A 21,574-nucleotide genomic window follows, 5' to 3' on the forward strand; every position below is an offset into this window, starting at 1 on the left:
GCGTTCGAACTTTTCCTTAGCCATGATGGCCTCCTATTGTTTCGAGAGGAGCCCGCAACGGACGCGAACCCCTCAATTTTTTGACGCTTACGCGAATTTCGCCTGGATCTCTTCCGAGATGTTCTGCGGAACCGGTTCGTAATGGTCGAACTGCATGGTGAACTGGGCGCGGCCCGAGCTCATCGAACGCAGGGTGTTGATGTAGCCGAACATGTTCGCCAGCGGCACAAACGCGTCGATTGCGATTGCGTTGCCGCGGTTCTCCTGGCCGGACACCTGGCCCCGGCGCGAGGTCAGATCGCCGATGATACCGCCGGTATAGTCTTCCGGGGTGATCACTTCGACTTTCATCACCGGCTCGAGCAGTTTCGCACCAGCCTTGCGCATACCTTCACGCATGCCCATGCGGGCCGCGATTTCAAAGGCCAGAACCGAGGAGTCCACATCGTGGAACTTACCGTCGATCAGGGCAACCTTGAAGTCGATCACGGGGAAGCCGGCCAGCGGGCCGCTATCCATGACGGACTTGATGCCTTTTTCGACGCCCGGAATGTATTCCTTCGGAACCGCACCGCCGACGATGCGGGATTCGAAGGAGTAGCCTTCGCCCGGCTCTGTCGGAGAGATGATCAGTTTCACCTCGGCGAACTGGCCCGAACCACCCGACTGTTTCTTGTGGGTGTAGGAATGCTCGACCTCTTTGGAGATGGTCTCGCGGTAGGCAACCTGCGGCGCACCGATGTTGGCTTCGACCTTGAATTCCCGCTTGAGACGGTCAACCAGGATGTCCAGGTGAAGTTCGCCCATGCCCTTCATGATGGTCTGACCGGACTCGATGTCGGTCTCCACACGGAAGGACGGATCCTCGGCAGCAAGACGCTGCAGACCCTGGGACATTTTCTCCTGGTCGGCCTTGGTCTTGGGCTCAACCGCGATTTCGATAACCGGATCGGGGAAGGTCATGGTTTCCAGCACGACCGGATCGTTGACAGCGCAGATGGTGTCACCGGTTGTGGTGTCTTTCAGACCTGCCAGCGCGATGATGTCGCCCGCGAACGCTTCCGTGATTTCCTCACGGTTGTTCGAGTGCATCATCATCATCCGGCCAACGCGCTCTTTCTTGCCTTTGGTCGAGTTCAAGAGCGTGTCGCCCTTGTTCAGGACACCGGAATAGATCCGGGTAAAGGTCAGCGAGCCAACAAAGGGGTCGTTCATGATTTTGAACGCCAGGCCGGAGAAGGCCATGCTGTCGTCCGCACGGCGGGCGATGTCACGGACTTCTTCTTCGTCACCGGGTTTGAAGCCCATGTAATCAACAACGTCCAGCGGGCTGGGCAGATAGTCGATCACAGCGTTCAGCAGCGGCTGCACGCCTTTGTTCTTGAACGCAGAACCGCCCAGAACCGGCACAAAGGCCATTTCCAGCGTGCCCTTGCGCAGCAGTTTGCGCAGGGTCGGCACGTCGGGCTCTTCGCCTTCCAGGTAAGCTTCCATGGCGTCGTCGTCCATTTCGACGGCCGCCTCGATCATCTTACCGCGCCATTCGTCAGCCATGTCTTTCAGGCTGTCGCGGATCGGTGCTTTGATCCACGATGCGCCAAGGTCTTCGCCCTGCCACAGCCATTCTTCCATGTTGACCAGGTCAACCAGGCCTTCCAGCTCGGTTTCGGCGCCGATCGGCACACCAACCGGAACCGCGCGGGCGCCGGTGCGGTCTTCGATCATTTCAACGCAGTTGAAGAAGTCAGCGCCGATCTTGTCCATCTTGTTGACGAACACCATGCGCGGAACCTTGTAGCGGTCAGCCTGACGCCACACGGTTTCGGTCTGCGGCTCAACACCGGCGTTGGCGTCCAGAACACAGACAGCACCGTCGAGAACCGCCAGCGAGCGTTCAACTTCGATGGTGAAGTCAACGTGGCCGGGGGTGTCGATGATGTTCAGGCGGTGCTTGGGCGAGTCAGCGGTTTCACCGTCTTCGGTGCGTTCCCAGAAGGTGGTGGTCGCAGCCGAAGTGATGGTGATGCCGCGTTCCTGCTCCTGCTCCATCCAGTCCATGGTGGCTGCACCGTCGTGCACCTCACCGATGTTGTGGGATTTGCCGGTGTAATACAGGATGCGCTCGGAGCAGGTGGTTTTACCTGCATCGATGTGCGCCATGATACCGAAGTTACGGTACAGTTCTAGCGGATAGTCGCGTGCCATAGGTCTAGGTCCTCCGGCTTACCAGCGGTAATGGCTGAAGGCTTTGTTCGCCTCGGCCATCTTGTGGGTGTCTTCGCGCTTTTTCACTGCGGTGCCACGGGACTGGACAGCGTCCATCAGCTCGCCTGCAAGGCGCTCTTCCATGGTGTTTTCGTTGCGCTTGCGCGCAGCAGTGATCAGCCAGCGGATTGCCAGTGCTTCACGGCGCTCGGGGCGGACTTCAACCGGCACCTGGTAGGTGGCACCGCCCACACGGCGCGAACGGACTTCGACCGAGGGTTTGATGTTGTCGAGAGCTTCGTGGAACACTTCAACCGGAGCGCGCTTGATTTTGCCTTCAACGCGGTCAAAGGCGTTGTAGACGATACGCTCTGCGACCGACTTCTTGCCGTCGATCATCAGGTTGTTCATGAATTTGGTCAGAACGCGGTCGCCGAACTTGGCGTCGGGCAGGACTTCGCGTTTTTCGGCGGCGTGACGACGTGACATATCAGCCTCTCCTTCTTACTTAGGACGCTTGGCGCCGTACTTCGAACGGCGTTGTTTACGGTCTTTAACGCCCTGGGTATCCAGAACACCGCGCAGGATGTGGTAACGGACACCCGGAAGGTCTTTTACCCGGCCGCCACGGATCAGAACCACAGAGTGCTCCTGAAGGTTGTGGCTTTCACCGGGGATGTAGGAGATCACTTCGAAACCGTTGGTCAGGCGGACCTTCGCAACTTTCCGCATAGCGGAGTTCGGTTTCTTCGGTGTGGTGGTGTACACGCGGGTGCAGACGCCGCGCTTCTGCGGGCACTGCTCGAGGTGCTGGGACTTCGAAACTTTGCGTTTCGGCTGACGCGGCTTGCGGATCAGCTGCTGGATCGTTGGCATTCAGGTTTTCCCCGTTTTCGCAACACTGTCATGCACGCCGGCGCGTGCGGGTGATTTCGCTGCACTTGTGCGTCCACAAGCGCAAAAACCGCAATCGCTCCCATTCCGAGGTGAGACGACGCGGTGAGGTTACAGAGGGCCCGGGTGGTAAAAGTGCCCAAGCCTTGAGCCACTGCAATTTTGAATTCGGCTTTCGAAGAATACACTCCGGGTGCCGGATAAGCGCGCGTATATGGGGAGTCGCCAAGGTTGTCAACAGCGGGCGGGGGCCGCCCTGCCGCCGGCAGGTCCGCACGCGTGTCCGCGCGCCCTGCCCGCCCTTGCCCGCGGCGCGGCTGAGCGGCATAGTCGCGGCGGCAGCGCTTTAGTATAAGACGGATTTCAGAATGCAAGTCATCGGATTGTGCCGGTTTTCCTATCCGGCCATCGGCGGGTTCCAAGTTGAGCATGAAACGATTGAGGAGCGGATTGCCTATCTCTATGCCGAAGCCCGGATGGAGGAGCGGTTCCGGCTGCTGGAAACCGTCGCCCTGCCCTGCCTGCGGGAGCAGACCGACCAGGATTTCGACCTGATCATGGTGATCGGCGACAGCCTGCCGCAGGTTCACCGCGACCGGCTGCAGGATCTGATCGCGGACATACCGCAAATCCGGCTTCACGCAGAGCCGCCGGGCAGGCATCGCGAGGTGATGAAAGATCTTCTGAACGGTGCAAGGCGGAAACCCGGCCAGCCCTGCCTGCAATTCAGGTTCGACGATGATGACGCGGTGGCAACGGAATTTGTCGAGCGCCTGCGGGACACCGCAAAAGACTGCGCCAAGCTGTTTGCCAAATCCGCCTCGGCTGCGATTGATTTCAACCGGGGCTATGTCGCGGAGTTCGGCCCGGACGGCATTTCAGCAGCCCCAACCGTCCGGCCCTATTTCACCGCAGCCCTTGGCATGCATGTGGCAGCGGGCAGCCGCAAAACGATAATGAACTTTGCCCATCACCGTATTCACCACCACATGCCGTCTGTCACCATTACCGACGTCCCCATGTGGGTCCGCAGCCACAACCGGTTCAATGACTCCCGGCAAGACGGCGCCGCAGCCGTTGACGTCGCACCGCTGACGGGCAAGCAGGAAGCTGAATTTGCAACGGTCTTTGGTCTGCGGGCAGCCAAGGTGCGGGCGGCATTCAAGCTGCGCTAAACCGGCCGCGGCCAGGCGGGCAGCTACGGCAGCAAGGCCTTGAGGCGCGCCGGTGTGAAGCCGAAATGCTCGTTCAGCGCGTCTTCGATCTGGCGGGCGGGCCATTTCCGGGTCAGCCCCATCTGCGCCGGATCCGATTTATTGTCGCCATGAATGGTCCGCAGGAAGGCGGGCACCGAAATGTCGGAAAACGTATTGTAATGCTGCGCAATTTTGCGGTGGTTGAACGCATAGGGGTTGGCCCGGTGATCCGCCGGAGCAACCAGCGACAGGCCGGTGGACAACGGCGACCGCTCGCAGGTGTCATACAGCTCGGCGCCTTTGGCGGTTTTTTCCAGATACAGGCCACGGTTATGGGCGATGATGAACGGCGTCTGGCCTTCGCCCTGCAGCGGGATCATGCCGCGGGCAAAGCCCTTGGTGCGTTTGACGAAATTCCGGTCCAAAGCATCATCATCATCCAGCCGGAACAGAACATGATGGGTGGCGCGCCGTAAATTCACCAGGCCAAAAGCGTCCTTCAGCTGCTGGTAATGCGAGTCCGGCGCCGCACCGTGGCAGAAGATGTTGCTGTAAGGCTCTGTCAGTTCCAGCAGCCGTTCCAGATAGGGAGCAGGCAGGTCTTGCGAGGTCAGAACGATCAGCCGGAAACTCGGGTCGCTTTGCTGTGTCAGCGACCGCAGGCACAAATGTTCAAACAGCCGGAAGCGCAATTCCATCCGTTCGGGCGAGAACAGATGTGCTGCCTTTTCCTCCAAACTATTGAACCGCTCTGAATAATAATTCGTGCTGAGCACGGAAAACCGCACCAGTCCAATCATCCGCAGCCTGATGTCCATCACCGTCCCCTGCCTGCCGCCATGTTGCCCGGTGTAATCCCGCGCCCGGCTGACGATAGCTGCGGTTGCGGAAATGAAAAAGCCCCCGCATGAAACCATGCGGGGGCTTTCCTGAAGGTATGAGCCGTGGCTTAGTCGCGGCTTTCCGGGGTTTCGACCAGGATATCCAGATCGTCGCCGCCCATCGCGTCTTCGTCCATCACCGGTGCGGCCAGGGCTGCAGCGGCTTCGGCTTCTTCGCGGCGGGCTTCCAGAACCACGTTGTCGCGGCCCTGGGCAATGGCGCGCACTGCCTGGGTCGCACCACCGGTGCCGGCCGGGATCAGGCGGCCCACGATGACGTTTTCCTTAAGGCCGACCAGCTTGTCCTTCTTGCCCTGCACCGAAGCCTCGGTGAGAACCCGGGTGGTCTCCTGGAAGGAGGCCGCCGAGATGAAGGAGCGGGTCTGCAGCGACGCTTTGGTGATGCCGAGCAGGATCGGTGCGCCCTGAGCCGGACGCTTGCCGCGGGCCAGCGATTTCTCGTTGGCTGCGTCAAACTCCTGCTTGTCCACGTGTTCGCCTTTGAGCAGCGTGGTGTCGCCGGAGTCGGAGATCTCCCACTTCTGCAGCATCTGGCGGACGATCACCTCGATGTGCTTGTCGTTGATCTTCACACCCTGCAGGCGGTAGACGTCCTGAACCTCGTCGATCATGTAGTTGGCCAGAGCCTCGACACCCATGATGGACAGGATGTCATGCGGCGCCGGGTTGCCGTCCATGATGTAGTCGCCCTTCTGGACAAAGTCACCTTCCTGAACAGGAATGTGCTTACCCTTGGGCACCATGTATTCGACGGCATCCCGCGACTCGTCCGACGGTTCGATCGCGATGCGGCGCTTGTTCTTGTAGTCGCGGCCAAAGCGCACGTAACCATCGATTTCGGCGATGATCGCGTGGTCTTTCGGACGACGGGCTTCGAACAGTTCGGCAACGCGCGGCAGACCACCGGTGATGTCCTTGGTCTTGGCGCCTTCACGCGGGATACGCGCAACAACGTCACCAGCAACAACCTGATCGCCATCTTCGACCGAGAGGATCGCATCCACCGACATCGGATAGGTCAGCGGATTGCCAAGGTCGTTGCGCATCGGTTCGCCGTTGCTGTCGACCAGGATGATCTCCGGCTTCAGGTCCGAACCTTTCGGAGCCGTGCGCCAGTCGATCACGATCTTCTGGGTCATGCCGGTGGCTTCGTCGGTCTCGTCACGGACAGCCAGGCCCGAGACCAGGTCCACGTATTTGGCAGTACCCGGCTTTTCGGCGATGATCGGCAGGGTATAGGGGTCCCATTCGAACAGCTTGTCGCCGCGCGCAATGTCCTGACCTTCCTTGACGAACAGCTTGGAACCGTAACCCAGCTTGTGGCTGGCACGTTCTTCGCCGTGTTCGTCCTGAATGATCAGCTTCATGTTGCGGCCCACAACCATGGTCTCGCCGTTGGCGTTCTCCAGGGTCTGCGGCATCTCAAAGACGATCTTGCCTTCCTGGGACGCTTCCTGGAACGACTGCTGGCCACCCTGCGCAACGCCGCCGATGTGGAAGGTCCGCATGGTCAGCTGAGTGCCAGGTTCGCCGATCGACTGCGCCGCGATGATACCCACCGCTTCGCCTTCGTTCACCTTGGTGCCGCGCGCCAGGTCACGGCCATAGCACATGGCGCAGACGCCCTCTTCCGACTCACAGGTCAGCGGCGAGCGGATACGGGTCGACTGAACGCCGGCCTCTTCCACGGCATCTGCCATACGTTCGTCGATCAGCTGGCCTGCAGCAATGATGACTTCTTCGGTGCCAGGACGCAGGATATCGTCTGCAGCCACGCGGCCCAGAAGACGTTCGCCAAGGGTCGCGACAACTTCGCCATCGTTCACAGCCGCTTCGGCAGTGATCGCACGCTCAGTGCCGCAATCGTTCTCACGCACGATGCAGTCCTGTGCGACGTCCACCAGACGGCGGGTCAGGTAACCCGAGTTCGCCGTCTTAAGCGCGGTATCGGACAGACCCTTACGGGCACCGTGGGTCGAGTTGAAGTACTCGAGAACGGTCAGGCCTTCTTTAAAGTTCGAGATGATCGGAGTCTCGATGATGTCGCCGTTCGGCTTGGCCATCAGGCCGCGCATGCCGCCCAGCTGCTTCATCTGAGTAACCGAGCCACGCGCACCGGAGTGGGCCATCATGTAAACCGAGTTCGGTTCCATGACAGCGCCAGCCTCGTCGCGCTTGTCAGCCGAGATGGTGCCCATCATCGCTTCGGTGACCTTGTCGTTACACTTGGACCATGCATCGACCACTTTGTTGTACTTTTCACCCTGAGTGATCAGGCCGTCCATGTACTGCTGTTCAAAGTCCTTCACCTGATCGCGGGTCTCTTCAACCAGCGTCCATTTGGTGTCGGGGATCACCATGTCGTCCTTGCCGAACGAAATGCCCGCCTTGAACGCTTCGCGGAAGCCCATGGTCATGATCTGGTCACAGAAGATAACCGATTCCTTCTGACCGCAGTAGCGGTAGACGGTGTCGATGACCTGCTGCACTTCTTTCTTCCGCAGCAGCCGGTTGACCAGCTCAAACGGGGCTTTGACGTTTTTCGGCAGCAGTGCGCCCAGACGGACACGGCCAGGCGTGGTTTCAAACCGCGACTTAACCTCGTTGCCTTCTTCGTCAAACTGGGTGATCCGGGCGGTGATCTTGGTGTGCATGTGCACAACACCAGCGTCCAGCGCATGCTGAACTTCTTCGATCGAGCCGAACACCATGCCTTCGCCCGGCATGCCTTCGCGTTCCAGGGTCACATAGTAGAGACCCAGGATCATATCCTGCGACGGAACAATGATCGGCGCGCCGTTGGCCGGCGACAGAACGTTGTTGGTGGACATCATCAGGACGCGCGCTTCCAGCTGGGCCTCAAGGCTCAAGGGGACGTGCACAGCCATCTGGTCGCCGTCAAAGTCCGCGTTGAACGCCGAGCAGACCAGCGGATGCAGCTGGATAGCCTTGCCTTCGATCAGCGTGGGTTCAAACGCCTGGATGCCAAGACGGTGCAGCGTCGGTGCGCGGTTCAGCATCACCGGGTGTTCGCGGATCACCTCGTCGAGGATATCCCAAACCTCGGGACGCTCTTTTTCGACCAGCTTCTTCGCCTGTTTCACGGTGGAGGACAGACCTTTGGCCTCCAGACGCGAGTAGATGAAGGGCTTGAACAGCTCCAGCGCCATCTTCTTGGGCAGGCCGCACTGGTGCAGTTTGAGTTCCGGGCCGGTCACAATGACCGAACGGCCGGAGAAGTCGACGCGCTTACCCAAAAGGTTCTGACGGAAGCGGCCCTGCTTGCCTTTCAACATGTCAGAGAGCGATTTCAACGGACGCTTGTTGGCGCCGGTGATCACGCGGCCGCGGCGGCCGTTGTCGAACAGCGCGTCAACAGATTCCTGCAGCATCCGCTTTTCGTTGCGGACGATGATGTCAGGCGCGCGCAGTTCGATCAGCCGCTTCAGACGGTTGTTCCGGTTGATCACGCGGCGGTACAGGTCGTTCAGGTCGGAGGTCGCAAAGCGGCCGCCGTCCAGCGGTACCAGCGGACGCAGTTCCGGCGGGATGACCGGAATCACGGTCATGATCATCCATTCCGGACGGTTGCCCGACTCCAGGAAGGATTCCACGACTTTCAGACGCTTGATGATCTTCTTGGGCTTCAGTTCGCCGGTCGCTTCGGCCAGTTCGGCGCGCAGCTGCTCGGCTTCGGATTCCAGGTCGATCTGGGCCAGCATGTCACGGATAGCTTCGGCGCCGATGTTGGCGGTGAAAGCGTCCGTGCCGAAGGCATCCTGGGCGTCCATGAACTCTTCTTCGGTCATCATCTGGCCATAGGACAGATCGGTCAGGCCCGGCTCGATGACAACATAGTTTTCAAAGTACAGAACACGTTCCAGGTCGCGCAGGGTCATGTCCAGCATCAGGCCGATGCGCGACGGCAGCGACTTGAGGAACCAGATATGCGCAACCGGTGCGGCCAGTTCGATGTGGCCCATCCGCTCGCGGCGGACTTTCTGCAGGGTGACTTCGACGCCGCATTTTTCGCAAACGACGCCGCGGTACTTCATCCGCTTATATTTGCCGCACAGGCATTCGTAGTCTTTGATCGGGCCGAAGATCCGGGCGCAGAACAGGCCGTCGCGCTCGGGCTTGAAGGTCCGGTAGTTGATGGTCTCGGGCTTTTTGATTTCGCCGTAAGACCACGACAGGATCCGTTCCGGCGACGCCAGCGAGACTTTGATTTCATCAAAGACCTTGGGCGGCGTCAGCGGGTTGAACGGGTTGTTGGTGATTTCCTGGTTCATTTTGATACCTCAAATTCGTGCGGAAGGGAGGAGGGGGTAAGGGCCGCAGCCCTTACTCTTCTTCCGCATCCAGGAGTTCCATGTTCAGGCCGAGGCCGCGGACTTCTTTCACCAGAACGTTGAACGATTCCGGTACGCCCGCTTCATAGTTGTCCTCGCCCTTGACGATCGACTCATAGACCTTGGTCCGGCCGGCGACGTCATCCGATTTCACGGTGAGCATCTCCTGCAGGGTGTAGGCGGCGCCGTAAGCTTCGAGAGCCCAGACTTCCATCTCACCAAAGCGCTGACCGCCGAACTGCGCCTTACCGCCCAGCGGCTGCTGGGTAACGAGGCTGTACGGGCCGGTGGAACGCGCGTGGATCTTGTCGTCCACCAGGTGGTGCAGCTTCAGCAGGTACTTGATGCCAACGGTCACCGGACGCGCGAACTGCTCACCGGTGCGGCCGTCGAACAGGATCGACTGGCCGGACTGGTCAAAGCCCGCACGCACCAAGGCGTTGTTGACGTCGTCTTCCTTGGCGCCATCAAAGACCGGAGTCGCAATCGGCACACCGCGGGTCACATTGCCTGCGGCATCCACCAGGGCGGCCTCGGTCATGTTGGCGATGCCTTCGTCATAGACGTCGTCGCCATAGGCGTGGTGCATCGCTTCACGGACCGGGGTCAGATCGCCCGAGCGGCGGTATTCCTGCAGCGCGTCGTCCACCTTGATGCCAAGGCCGCGCGCGGCCCAGCCCATATGGGTTTCAAGGATCTGACCGACGTTCATACGCGACGGAACACCCAGCGGGTTAAGACAGAAATCGACCGGGGTACCATCGGCGAGGAACGGCATGTCCTCCATCGGCACCACTTTCGAGATCACACCTTTGTTGCCGTGACGGCCGGCCATCTTGTCGCCCGGCTGCAGCTTGCGCTTCACGGCGATGAAGACTTTGACCATCTTCATCACACCCGGCGGCAGGTCGTCGCCGCGGCGGACCTTCTCGACCTTGTCCTCGAAACGGGCGTCCAGGGCGCGCTTCTGCGCCTCGTACTGCTCGTTCAGGGCCTCGACAACCTGGGCATCTTTTTCGTCTTCCAGCGCCAGCATCCACCACTGGCCGCGGGACAGGGAGTCCAGCAGTTCTTCGGTGATCTCGGCGCCGGCACGGACGCCTTTGGGGCCTTTGACAGCCACTTTACCCAGCAGCATGCCACGCAGGCGGGCATAGATGTTGCGGTCCAGGATCGCCAGTTCGTCGTCCCGGTCACGGGCCAGACGTTCGACTTCCTCACGCTCGATCTGCAGCGCACGTTCGTCTTTTTCCACACCGTGGCGGTTGAAGACGCGCACCTCGACCACGGTCCCGTAGTCGCCCGGCTTCACGCGCAGCGAGGTGTCGCGCACGTCAGATGCTTTTTCGCCGAAGATGGCGCGCAGCAGCTTTTCTTCCGGGGTCATCGGGCTTTCGCCCTTGGGCGTGATCTTACCGACCAGAATATCGCCCGGTTCCACATCGGCACCGATGTAGACGATGCCCGCCTCGTCGAGGTTGCGCAGGGCTTCCTCGCCGACGTTGGGGATGTCGCGGGTGATTTCTTCCGGGCCAAGCTTGGTGTCACGGGCGGCGACTTCGAATTCCTCGATGTGAACCGAGGTGAAAACGTCGTCACGCGCGATGCGCTCGGAGATCAGGATGGAGTCTTCGTAGTTGTAGCCGTTCCACGGCATGAACGCGACGACCACGTTTTTGCCCAAGGCCAGTTCGCCCATATCGGTCGACGGACCGTCGGCGATGACTTCGCCCTTGGTCACGGTGTCGCCCACCTTCACCAGCGGACGCTGGTTGATACAGGTGTTCTGGTTCGAACGCTGGAACTTGCGCATCCGGTAGATGTCAACGCCCGCGTCGCCCAGCTCCAGATCGGAGGTAGCACGGATCACGATACGCTGCGCATCGACCTGGTCGATGATGCCCGCACGCTTGGCCTGAATGGCCGCGCCGGAGTCGATCGCCACTTTTTCCTCGATGCCAGTGCCGACCAGCGGCGCCTCGGCGCGCAGCAGCGGAACCGCCTGACGCTGCATGTTCGAGCCCATCAGAGCGCGGTTAGCATCGTCGTTTTCCAGGAACGGGATCAGCGAGGCCGCAACCGATACCAACTGCTTCGGCGAGACGTCGATCAGGTCCACGCTTTCGCGCGGCGCCAGGGTGTAGTCGCCGGACTGGCGGGTCGAGACCAGATCGTTGATGAACTTGCCGCTCTCATCCAGCGTCGCGTTCGCCTGCGCCACGGTGTGGCGCATTTCCTCGGTCGCGGACATGTAGTGGACTTCGTCGGTCACCTTCGCCTCGTTCACGACGCGATAAGGTGTCTCAATGAAGCCGTACTTGTTCACACGGGCAAAGGTCGCCAGCGAGTTGATCAGACCGATGTTCGGGCCTTCCGGCGTTTCAATCGGGCACATCCGGCCATAGTGGGTCGGATGAACGTCGCGGACTTCAAAGCCTGCGCGCTCGCGGGTCAAACCGCCAGGGCCAAGCGCCGAGAGACGGCGTTTGTGGGTCACTTCCGACAGCGGGTTGGTCTGGTCCATGAACTGCGACAGCTGCGAGGAGCCGAAGAATTCACGCACAGCCGCCGCAGCGGGCTTGGCGTTGATCAGATCCTGCGGCATCACAGTGTCGATCTCGACCGAGGACATACGTTCCTTGATCGCGCGTTCCATGCGCAACAGGCCGACGCGGTACTGGTTTTCCATCAGCTCGCCGACGGACCGCACGCGGCGGTTGCCAAGGTGGTCGATGTCGTCGATATCGCCGCGGCCATCACGCAGGTCGACCAGCGCCTTGATACAGGCGACGATGTCTTCCTTGCGCAGGGTGCGCTGGGTGTCTTCGGCGTCCAGTGCCAGGCGCATGTTCATCTTCACGCGGCCAACTGCGGACAGGTCATAACGTTCGCCATCGAAGAACAGGGTGTCGAACAGGGCCGACGCAGCCTCGACGGTGGGCGGCTCGCCCGGGCGCATCACACGGTAGATGTCCATGAGCGCGGTGTCGCGGGACCGGTTCTTGTCCTGCGCCATAGTGTTGCGCATGTAGGGGCCGACGTTGACGTTATCGATGTCCAGCACCGGAATATCGGTGATGCCGGCATCCAGCAGCTCCTTCAGGGAGCCGCCGATCAGTTCGCCGTCTTTGTCGTATTCCAGGGTCAGCTCATCACCGGCTTCGACATAGATCGCGCCGTTTTCTTCGTTGATGATGTCCTGGGAGACATATTTGCCGACGATATGCTCGAAGGGCACCAGAAGCTCGGTGATGGTGCCTTCTTCGATCATCTTCTTGACGGCGCGCGGGGTGACCTTCTTGCCGGCTTCGCAGATGATTTCGCCAGTGGCCGCATCGACCAGGTCATAGGTCGGGCGGGTGCCGCGCACACGTTCCGGGAAGAACGGGGTGACCCAGCCGCGGGACTTTTCAAGTTTGAACTGTACGGTGTCGTAATAGGCACTCATGATGGCGTCCTGGTCCAGGCCCAGGGCGTACAGCAGAGTGGTCACCGGCAGTTTGCGGCGGCGGTCGATACGGGCAAAGACGATGTCTTTGGCGTCGAATTCGAAATCCAGCCAGGAGCCGCGGTACGGGATGATACGGCAGGCGAACAGCAGCTTGCCTGAGGAGTGGGTCTTGCCCTTGTCGTGGTCAAAGAACACGCCCGGCGAACGGTGCATCTGGGACACGATCACACGCTCGGTGCCGTTGACGACAAAGGTGCCGTTCGGGGTCATCAGGGGCATGTCGCCCATGAAGACGTCCTGTTCCTTGATGTCTTTTACCGACTTGGCGCCGGTATCTTCGTCCACATCAAAGACGATCAGGCGCAGGGTGACCTTCAGCGGCGCGCTGTAGGTCATGTCGCGCTGCATGCACTCTTCGACGTCGTATTTCGGCTTTTCAAACGCGTATTTGCCGAACTCCAGGACCGAAGTCTCGTTGAAGTCCTTGATCGGGAAAACCGACTGGAACACACCTTTGATGCCTTCGCCGTCCAGCGGCTCGGCTTCATCGCCAGAGCGCAGGAACAGGTCGTAGGAAGATTTCTGCACCTCAATGAGGTTCGGCATCTCCAGCACTTCGCGGATTTTGCCGTAGTATTTGCGTAGACGTTTCTGGCCAAGGAACGATTGAGCCATGTCAGATGTCACCTTTCGAGTTCTCACCGGTCAAGGATGCCGCCGGGCCCCGGCACCTTGCCCATACGAGACAGCGCGTTCGGATCAATTCATGGCCACCGTCCCGAAGGCAGCCTCCCGATCCTTTGAACTCCGCCTGAAAAAACGCCTCCTCAGAGGCCCTTTCTAAGACAGGTTCGGCTGGGCCCGGAAAACTCCGGACCCAGCCAAATTTCCGATGCATCAGAAATGCACCAGGAGCAGGGCTTAGGCCAGCTCGACTTCGGCGCCAGCTGCTTCCAGCTTGGCTTTGACGTCTTCGGCTTCGTCCTTGGACACGCCTTCTTTGATCTTGCCGCCGGCTTCGACCAGTTCTTTGGCTTCTTTCAGGCCCAGACCGGTCAGACCGCGGACTTCTTTGATCACGTTGATCTTGGAAGCGCCGGCGTTCTTCAGAACGACGTCGAATTCGGTCTTTTCTTCTTCAGCAGCTGCGCCGCCGTCGGCCGCGGCCATGACAACTGCGCCGCCAGCTGCGGGCTCGATGCCGTACTCATCCTTCAGGATGGTTTTCAGTTCTTGTGCTTCCAGCAGGGTCAGACCCACGATGCTTTCTGCGAGTGCTTTCAGATCAGCCATTGTATCAGCTCTTTCCGTTTACAGTATGTGTGTTCCAACGTGCAGGCTTTGCCCCACGCCAGTCATTCAGTGCCAACCGCTTACGCAGCTTCCGCCTTCTCTTCGATGGTCGAAAGGATGCTTGCGATGTTGCTTGCAGGTGCGCCAATTGCGCCGGCGATGTTGGAAGCGGGTGCGCCAATGCAGCTTGCGATCTGAGCAATAAGCTCGTCGCGGGACGGCATTTTCGACACGGCTTCGACGCCTGCGCGGTCCAGAGCATTCTCACCCATTGCGCCGCCGAGGATTTCAAACTTTTTGTTATCCTTGGCGAAACCCTCGGCCACTTTTGCAGCGGACACGGGGTCTTCGGAATAGGTCAGAACGGTCATCCCTGTCAGCAGGTCAGACATGCTTTCACACGGCTTTCCCTCGAGGGCGATTTTGGCGAGCCTGTTTTTGGCAACACGCACAGAGCTGTTCGCATCGCTTGCACGCGCGCGCAGATCCTGCATCTCGGCAACTGTCAGACCGGCGTAGTGGGCAACCACTACGACGCCAGAGCTTTCGAAGATCTGGCCGAGTTCCTCGACCACTTTCTCTTTCTGGGCTCTATCCACAGTTCTCTCCAAGTTAGGGATGCTTGTGCACCCCGGCTCATATTTGCCGGTCCAGAAGTCCCGGCGTTCAGGTCCGTTTTACGGGATGAGCCAAATCCGCCCGAGGGAATGAAAACCCTCGATCTTCTTGGTCTGTACCCGTCTCAGGAGGGAGATTAAGGCCCGATCGAAAGGCCGCCCACCATCTTGGACGAAATGAAATAAAGCGCACGACGAATCGCACGCTTTATCTCGTAGCCGTAGTTAGTCGTATTTTACGGGATTTCCAAGGGGGAAACTGGCCGCCTCAGTCAAATTCACTGCGCCGCCAGGCAGACCTGCCCGCGATGGGAATCCAAGCAGCCCTTCAGCACACGCGCCTCGCCTGAGGTCAGCGTCATCGCCGCAGTCTTGCCGAACCGGCTGCTGTCCCGGCCAAGCGACGGAAACAGCGACAGCAGCTCACGGCGCTGCGCCCGATCCAGCGCAGCCACCGATCCCGGCGCCAGAAAGAAGCTTTCGGTCAGCACACCATTGGACCTTACGATATGATGCCGGTCGAACATGAAGTGGAAGTACCGGATCACGGCCTGCTCACGGATCCCGACTCCCGGAAGCCCGCAGAGATGCTTTGCAGCCACCAGAACACCCGCCTGGCCGAACAGCATCTCCGCTACCGGCAATTCAACATGAACCCGGTGCTGCTGCGACAAGATCAGCTCCCGGTCATTACCAATCGCCCCCGGCGCAAAAACAACCGGCGCAAACGCCCCGGTGCCGCGCACAGATGTCTCAGCGATCCAGTAAATTGGCTGCGCCCCGGAATCTTTGGTCCAGACACGCTGCCCCCGGGAAAGGTCCTCCACCGCAACCGGACCATCGGCAGTATCAATCCACGTCCCCTCGCCAAAGCAAGTGACATAATCGGAATAACGCGACGTGCCGGTGTTCTGGCCACCGGTCTTTACATAGGATTTCCCGGCCTCAAGCGGCAGGTCCGTCGCAAATCCCCAGACATTGGATGTCTGGCCGTCCTGAGAAAAGACGTAGATCCTGATCTGCGGACCGGAAGGGTTTCCGTTTCCGTCAAGTTCGCGCACCAGGATATGCGATTCGGATTCGACCTTGGCGCCGTCCGAAACGATGCCGCCGCCATCGGTAATGACGTGATCCGATTCCCTGTCGTCATTGAACCTGTTCCGCCCGCCGCCGGTGTCATTCAGCGTAACCTCGGTTCCGGCGCCGCCGGAATAGGCGAAAACCGTTCCGTTGGGCGTGTCCGAATTATTGATGACCGCATCACCGACAATCGAGCCATTAGAGCTCGACGTAACAACCAGGCTCGAACTGTCCTGAGCAAAGAAACTGCGTAGTGCCATAGGTTGCAATTATGGCTGCTGCCGGGCAGGCACAAGGGTAAACAACCGGTTAAAATGCACCGCACGGCCATTTGAGCGCCCGACCGCCGCCCGGCAAAAGAAAAGGCCCCGGGTGCGTCACCCGGGGCCCATGATCTGGCAATGCTGTCCCGATTACTCGGTGACAGCGTTGTCCACGTCAACTGTGACGCCCGGACCCATGGTCGAGGTCAGGTTGATCTTTTTCATGTAAGCGCCTTTGGCGCCCGACGGACGGGCCTTGGCCACAGCCGAAATGAAGGCGCGGACGTTTTCGACCAGCTTGGCTTCGTCAAACGAGGCTTTGCCGACGCCTGCGTGCACAACGCCGCCTTTTTCCGCCTTGAACTGGACTTCACCGCCTTTGGCCGCTTCAACAGCTGCCTTGACGTCCATGGTCACAGTGCCGACCTTGGGGTTCGGCATCAGGTTGCGCGGGCCGAGGATCTTACCCAGACGGCCGACGACGGGCATCATGTCCGGGGTTGCGATGCAACGGTCAAAGTCGATGCTGCCGCCCTGGATGGCTTCCATCAGGTCTTCGGCGCCGACGATGTCAGCACCGGCCGCGGTGGCTTCTTCTGCCTTGGGGCCGCGGGCGAACACTGCAACGCGCATGGCTTTGCCGGTGCCGTTCGGCAGGCCGACAACACCGCGGACCATTTGGTCTGCGTGGCGGGTGTCAACACCCAGGCTCATGGCGATTTCGACGGTTTCGTCGAACTTCGCAGTGGCGTTCGCCTTGATCAGGGAAACAGCTTCTTCGACCGACAGATTATCTTTGCCGACGAGAGCTTCGCGCGCGGCGCGGGTACGTTTACCGAGCTTTGCCATCTTACTTTACCTCGATGCCCATGGAGCGGGCAGAGCCCAGGATGATCTGCATTGCCGCGTCGATGTCGTTGGCGTTCAGATCTTTCATCTTGGCTTCGGCGATTTCTTTCACCTGGGCCGCGGTCACGGTGCCGACGGTTTCGCGCGACGGGGTTTTTGCACCCGACTTAACCTTGGCAGCCTTCTTCAGGTAATAAGACGCGGGCGGCGTCTTGATGTCCATGGTGAAGGACTTGTCCTGATAGTAGGTGATCACGGTCGGGCACGGCGCGCCGGGCTCCATGTCTGCGGTCTTGGCGTTGAACGCCTTGCAGAATTCCATGATGTTGATGCCGCGCTGACCCAGCGCCGGACCAACCGGCGGGCTTGGGTTTGCCTGACCGGCTTTTACTTGCAGCTTCATCGTGCCGACGAGCTTCTTGGCCATTGGCCTTCTCCTTTTCCAACACCCTCCGGACGCGTCCGTTGGGCTGCTTTGCTGTGTGGTCCGGCCTTGGCACCGCGGTGCCGCCGCCTCCCACGCTCGGGGTGCCGGCCAAAGCGGCCGGCGTCACATCAGATCTGCTTGGTGACCTGAGTGAAATCCAGTTCGACCGGGGTTTCCCGGCCAAAGATCGAAACGGTGACCTTCAGCTTCTGGCTGTCCTCGTCGACCTCTTCGACCATGCCGTCGAAATCTTCGAACGGGCCGTCGTTGACTTTGACCTTCTCGCCGATCTCGAAGTGGATCAGCGTCCGCGGCGCCTCGACGCCTTCCTCGACGCGGCCCAGGATACCCTGCACCTCGGCGTCGCGCATCGGCATCGGGCGGCCCTGCGGACCCAGGAAGCCGGTGACCCGGTTGATCGAGGAGATCAGATGATAGCCACGGTCGGACATCTCCATGTGGACCAGCACGTAGCCTGGCATGAACCGGCGCTCGGTCGAGACTTTTTTGCCGCGGCGGATCTCGATCACCTCTTCGGTGGGGACCAGCACTTCATCGATCTCGTCCTCAAGGCCCTGTTCAGCGACCGAGGTGCGGATTTGCTCTGCGATTTTCTTTTCGAAGTTCGAAAGAACGCTGACCGAATACCACCGTTTCGCCATGAACAATCGTCCTTGTTTTGCCAGGCGGGCCATTGCCGCGCCGCCGCTTTATCATCCCGATGCAGCCCGTAAGCTGCGCTCTCCAACAAAAAGCGGCGTGCAAACCGAATCGCCGCACGCCCGCCTTAATAGTTACGGGTCACCTACCGCCCATTGCCGCCAAGATCAAGGGCGGCACAGCAACACCGGCTTGGAAGCCATCAAACTGCCGCAGGCTTAGCCGAACATCCCCAAAAGCCCCTGCAGGCCATAGCGGATCAGCAGGTCGACCAGTGCAAAGAACACCGCCGTAAGCGCCGCCATGATAAACACCATGACCGTGGTCAGCAGAACCTCGCGCCGGGTCGGCCAAACGACCTTGGACACTTCGGCACGGACTTGCTGAATGAACTGAACTGGATTGATAGTCGCCATACTGGGGGTGTCTCTCTGCTAGCAGTGGTCGCGATTTAACGCCTGCTGCGGGTAAATTCAAGCCCTGCTCCGGCGGCAGAGCGGCTTGGGCCGCGCAGTCAATCCAATTTTAATCCACTTGCTGCAAAACTGTCCCAAGCAGCCCCGGCGCCATGTGCGCGCCGCGCAGGCATATCCCGCGTTTATTGATGAGATTGGATGCCATGACACCAGCATATTCCTTATCCCAGGCCGAACAGCTTGAACGTGATTCCAAACTTGAGGATGCAGTGCTTGCCTATTCCGGCATCCTGGCACGCAACCCGAAGAATACCCGCGCCCTGCAAGCGCTGGACTCCCTGCGCGGCCGCCTGCGTGAACAGCGCGAGCCCTCGCCGGACACCAAAGCGGAACTGGAGACAGCGCTTGCCGCCGGCCGCCACTTTGATGCGGCTGACAGCTGCGGCGCCTTGCTTAAGACGTTCCGCGATTCGCATTTCCTGTGGGATTTTCTGGGCCGCTGCCATCTGGCAGCAGGCCATTTGGACAATGCCGCAACCTGCCTGAACAAAGCCTGCGGTCTGAACCCCCAGGAAGCGGGCACCTATGCCGCGATGGGACGCGTCCATATGGCACGCGGGCAGCATGACAACGCCATGGCGCTGTATCAGAAAGCCCTGAAACTGGATGCCGAATGCCTGCCCGCCCTGCGCAGCATGGCCGAAGCTCTACCGCTGGAGGGCCGCAGCGTCGAGGCCGCCGGCGTTCTGCGCCAGGCGGTTTCCCTTGCCCCTGAAGATGCCTCATTGCATTTCACATTGGCCGGCCTGCTGCAGCAGCTGGGCGCGGCGGCTGAGGCCAAGGAACATTACACCCGTGCCGCCAGCCTGGATCCGCAACTGACCGAAGCGCACTTCCAGCTTGGCCTGCAGCTTAAGGCCGAGGGCCGGTTTGCGGATGCTCTGCCTTGTTTTGACAGAATCCTGCAGATTTCGCCATCCGACGACCGCAGCCGCACCCAGCGGCTGCATGTTCTGGCAGAGCTCAATGACTGGCGGTGGATCCAGGAATACGCGGACTGCCGGCGCCTGCTGGGCTTGCGCGGCAGCGGCTGCGATCCAAGCGTGCTGATGCTGATGGAAGACAACCCGGATCTGCTGCGGGCACGTGCCCAGGCCTATGCCGGCGACGCATTTCCTGTGATAGAGCCGCAAACGGCGGCACCCGTCCGGCAGCGTCCCGCCCGGTTGCGGATAGGATACTTTTTTGCCGGCGGTGATGGAGACGCAATTGCAATCCGGCACGCGGCAATGCTGGCAGCCCACGATAGCACCCGGTTTGAAATCCACGCCTATGCCACCGGCTCCAGGCTCTCGGCAACGACCGCTGCCGAACTGAGCCAAACCGTCTCCTGCTTCAGGCAATTGGGCGGAACAGCCGGACAAGAAGCGGCCGTCGCAGTCAAGGCAGACCGTCTGGACATTGCCGTGGATGTCTCAGGCTATACAAACGGCAGCCTGAACCACTTGCTTTCCGGCCGGCTGGCACCGCTGCACATTGCCTGGCCGGGCTATCCCGGCACCATGGGCACCGCCGCCTTTGACTACCTGATCGGCGATCACACCGTGTGCCCGCCCGGCAGCGAACGGTATCACAACGAACACTTGCTGCGCCTGCCGGCAAGCCATCTGGCTGTGACGCCTGCACCGGCCGCAGCAGCGGGCAGTCCGGACCGGGCCGGCTGCGGCCTGCCGGAGGCTGGATTTGTATTCTGCAACTTTGCCGCAGGCAGCCGGATCACCCCGTCGGAATTCGACATCTGGATGCGGTTGCTGAGCGGGGCCAAGGATAGCGTTCTTTGGCTGCAGGATAATGGCGCGCATGCAGTGTCCAACCTGCGCCGGGCTGCAGCAGCGCTCGGCATTGATCCGGACCGGCTCATCTTTGCACCGCCTGCCCCGCCGGCGGAACACCAGGCCCGCCTGCCGCTGGCAGATCTGTTCCTGGACACCTTCACTGTGAATTCCCGCAGCGCCGCCCAGTCAGCCTTGGCTGCCAGGCTGCCGGTGCTCACCTTGCCGGGACAGCAATTCGCCGCCCGCACTGTCGCAAGCCTGCTGCAGGCCGCCGGGCTGCCGGAACTGATCGCCGCCGGTACAGAAGACTACGAGGCGAAGGCTGCGGGCCTGGCGCAGGATCCGGGGGCCGGCAAGGCATTGAAACACCGCCTCCAGAATGCAGTTTTGCCGGACCCGGCACGCCTGGCACAGCAGGCCGAACAGGCCTATGACGCTGCCTATGACCGGTATTTGCAAGGATCCGCCCCGGAGCATCTGCCGCTGGCCTGACCATAGCACTGGCGCCCGCAGCCCAAGCGGGCGGGCTTTCCCGGAAGTGTTTCACTGTGCTGCTTGTGATCCGGTGAACTGGCAGGGGCATCAGGGTTCGAACCAGAGACCTACGGTTTTGGAGGCCATATCAAGACGCTGAGTTTACGCGGGGAATTTTCCAAACGTGCCGTTTAGCGGCCTAAAGGTTTCAATCAGTTAGGGCTGTTTTTCCAACTGCCCTAACGCCCTTTTTTTACCGCCGCTTTCATTACCCGTCGATTACTCCCGGCTCATAGCCCAAGAGTTTCAATGCGATCTGCCCGGAAACCACAAGCTTACGGCGATTGGTCCAATCGGAATGCGAATGGTCACCGGACAGGCCAGCAGCCTTGTTCGCCGTCCGCCAAGCGCTCACCATGTATCTTCCAGCTCTACGTAGAAGTGGACGAAATCTACAATTTGGCTTGCCCTGCTTCGCCAGTGCATTACCAGCATGAACCTGTACAAACGACGAAGACTTCCGTTCACGGTGCAATCAATATGCTTGGGCTTGCCAAGAGGTTGAAATGCAAGGTTTTACAGGCATCAACGAGCGAGGTTTATGGTGATCCCGATGTTCATCCGCAGCCAGAAAGCTATTGGGGGCGTGTGAATCCGATT

16 protein-coding genes are annotated in these 21,574 nt (G+C 60.2%); 3 read left to right on the plus strand and 13 right to left on the minus strand.

The annotated features are described in order from the left end of the window. Window positions 1-87 precede the first annotated feature (87 nt). From fusA to rpsL, 3 genes are read right to left on the minus strand one after another with little or no spacing between them, the layout of a single operon-like run. Window positions 88-2,205, minus strand: a complete 2,118-nt coding sequence (gene fusA, locus L1069_RS21190) for an elongation factor G (RefSeq protein WP_129372227.1) — start codon at window positions 2,203-2,205, stop codon at window positions 88-90. 18 nt (window positions 2,206-2,223) lie between these two features. Beyond that, complete coding sequence (rpsG, locus tag L1069_RS21195) at window positions 2,224-2,694, minus strand: 30S ribosomal protein S7 (protein ID WP_027257337.1); 471 nt, start codon at window positions 2,692-2,694, stop codon at window positions 2,224-2,226. A gap of 15 nt (window positions 2,695-2,709) precedes the next feature. After that, entirely contained in the window at window positions 2,710-3,081 is a 372-nt protein-coding gene (rpsL, locus tag L1069_RS21200; protein WP_008204009.1) for a 30S ribosomal protein S12, read from the minus strand. 386 nt (window positions 3,082-3,467) lie between these two features. On the opposite strand from rpsL, the gene L1069_RS21205 reads away from it, so the two are divergent. Continuing rightward, window positions 3,468-4,274 (plus strand): putative rhamnosyl transferase, encoded by an 807-nt coding sequence (locus L1069_RS21205; protein WP_237456969.1) that lies wholly within the window; start codon window positions 3,468-3,470, stop codon window positions 4,272-4,274. Window positions 4,275-4,297: 23 nt separating this feature from the next. Here the strand turns inward: L1069_RS21205 and L1069_RS21210 are convergent, their stop codons facing one another. From L1069_RS21210 to secE, 10 genes are all read right to left on the minus strand, one after another. Further along, on the minus strand, window positions 4,298-5,113 hold the full coding sequence (locus tag L1069_RS21210) for a glycosyltransferase (RefSeq protein ID WP_134830800.1): 816 nt from the start codon (window positions 5,111-5,113) through the stop codon (window positions 4,298-4,300). A 131-nt stretch (window positions 5,114-5,244) separates the two neighbouring features. Further along, window positions 5,245-9,489, minus strand: coding sequence for a DNA-directed RNA polymerase subunit beta' (rpoC, locus tag L1069_RS21215; protein ID WP_237456970.1), 4,245 nt, complete (start codon window positions 9,487-9,489; stop codon window positions 5,245-5,247). Window positions 9,490-9,541: 52 nt separating this feature from the next. Continuing rightward, window positions 9,542-13,675, minus strand: coding sequence for a DNA-directed RNA polymerase subunit beta (gene rpoB / locus L1069_RS21220; RefSeq protein WP_237456971.1), 4,134 nt, complete (start codon window positions 13,673-13,675; stop codon window positions 9,542-9,544). 246 nt (window positions 13,676-13,921) lie between these two features. Then, window positions 13,922-14,293 (minus strand): 50S ribosomal protein L7/L12, encoded by a 372-nt coding sequence (gene rplL / locus L1069_RS21225; protein WP_129372232.1) that lies wholly within the window; start codon window positions 14,291-14,293, stop codon window positions 13,922-13,924. A gap of 80 nt (window positions 14,294-14,373) precedes the next feature. Continuing rightward, window positions 14,374-14,892, minus strand: a complete 519-nt coding sequence (gene rplJ / locus L1069_RS21230) for a 50S ribosomal protein L10 (RefSeq protein ID WP_129372972.1) — start codon at window positions 14,890-14,892, stop codon at window positions 14,374-14,376. A gap of 296 nt (window positions 14,893-15,188) precedes the next feature. Continuing rightward, on the minus strand, window positions 15,189-16,250 hold the full coding sequence (locus L1069_RS21235) for a Hint domain-containing protein (protein ID WP_237456972.1): 1,062 nt from the start codon (window positions 16,248-16,250) through the stop codon (window positions 15,189-15,191). Window positions 16,251-16,403: 153 nt separating this feature from the next. Next, complete coding sequence (gene rplA, locus L1069_RS21240) at window positions 16,404-17,102, minus strand: 50S ribosomal protein L1 (protein ID WP_129372234.1); 699 nt, start codon at window positions 17,100-17,102, stop codon at window positions 16,404-16,406. Window position 17,103: 1 nt separating this feature from the next. After that, entirely contained in the window at window positions 17,104-17,529 is a 426-nt protein-coding gene (gene rplK / locus L1069_RS21245; protein ID WP_129372235.1) for a 50S ribosomal protein L11, read from the minus strand. A gap of 128 nt (window positions 17,530-17,657) precedes the next feature. Next, entirely contained in the window at window positions 17,658-18,191 is a 534-nt protein-coding gene (gene nusG, locus L1069_RS21250; RefSeq protein ID WP_129372236.1) for a transcription termination/antitermination protein NusG, read from the minus strand. A gap of 216 nt (window positions 18,192-18,407) precedes the next feature. Then, on the minus strand, window positions 18,408-18,605 hold the full coding sequence (secE, locus tag L1069_RS21255; protein ID WP_027257327.1) for a preprotein translocase subunit SecE: 198 nt from the start codon (window positions 18,603-18,605) through the stop codon (window positions 18,408-18,410). Window positions 18,606-18,808: 203 nt separating this feature from the next. Between secE and L1069_RS21260 the strand changes: the two genes are divergently transcribed. Together L1069_RS21260 and L1069_RS21265 are read left to right on the plus strand one after the other, a co-directional pair. Next, on the plus strand, window positions 18,809-20,932 hold the full coding sequence (locus L1069_RS21260; RefSeq protein ID WP_237456973.1) for a UDP-N-acetylglucosamine-peptide N-acetylglucosaminyltransferase: 2,124 nt from the start codon (window positions 18,809-18,811) through the stop codon (window positions 20,930-20,932). 291 nt (window positions 20,933-21,223) lie between these two features. Then, on the plus strand, window positions 21,224-21,574 hold a 351-nt coding region (locus tag L1069_RS21265), incomplete at its 3' end, for a GDP-mannose 4,6-dehydratase (protein ID WP_237456974.1).

It is taken from the genome of Leisingera sp. MMG026, from assembly GCF_021654205.1.
Taxonomy (GTDB): Bacteria; Pseudomonadota; Alphaproteobacteria; order Rhodobacterales; family Rhodobacteraceae; genus Leisingera.

Coding starts and splice junctions, on each gene's coding strand:
- L1069_RS21235 (WP_237456972.1), bottom strand. CDS start 16,250: ATGGCACTACGCAGTTTCTTTGCTCAGGACAGTTCGAGCCTGGTTGTT.
- rpsL (WP_008204009.1), bottom strand. CDS start 3,081: ATGCCAACGATCCAGCAGCTGATCCGCAAGCCGCGTCAGCCGAAACGC.
- secE (WP_027257327.1), bottom strand. CDS start 18,605: ATGGCGACTATCAATCCAGTTCAGTTCATTCAGCAAGTCCGTGCCGAA.
- L1069_RS21260 (WP_237456973.1), top strand. CDS start 18,809: ATGACACCAGCATATTCCTTATCCCAGGCCGAACAGCTTGAACGTGAT.
- fusA (WP_129372227.1), bottom strand. CDS start 2,205: ATGGCACGCGACTATCCGCTAGAACTGTACCGTAACTTCGGTATCATG.
- rplL (WP_129372232.1), bottom strand. CDS start 14,293: ATGGCTGATCTGAAAGCACTCGCAGAAAGCATCGTGGGTCTGACCCTG.
- nusG (WP_129372236.1), bottom strand. CDS start 18,191: ATGGCGAAACGGTGGTATTCGGTCAGCGTTCTTTCGAACTTCGAAAAG.
- L1069_RS21205 (WP_237456969.1), top strand. CDS start 3,468: ATGCAAGTCATCGGATTGTGCCGGTTTTCCTATCCGGCCATCGGCGGG.
- rpoC (WP_237456970.1), bottom strand. CDS start 9,489: ATGAACCAGGAAATCACCAACAACCCGTTCAACCCGCTGACGCCGCCC.
- rpsG (WP_027257337.1), bottom strand. CDS start 2,694: ATGTCACGTCGTCACGCCGCCGAAAAACGCGAAGTCCTGCCCGACGCC.
- rplA (WP_129372234.1), bottom strand. CDS start 17,102: ATGGCAAAGCTCGGTAAACGTACCCGCGCCGCGCGCGAAGCTCTCGTC.
- L1069_RS21210 (WP_134830800.1), bottom strand. CDS start 5,113: ATGGACATCAGGCTGCGGATGATTGGACTGGTGCGGTTTTCCGTGCTC.
- rplK (WP_129372235.1), bottom strand. CDS start 17,529: ATGGCCAAGAAGCTCGTCGGCACGATGAAGCTGCAAGTAAAAGCCGGT.
- rpoB (WP_237456971.1), bottom strand. CDS start 13,675: ATGGCTCAATCGTTCCTTGGCCAGAAACGTCTACGCAAATACTACGGC.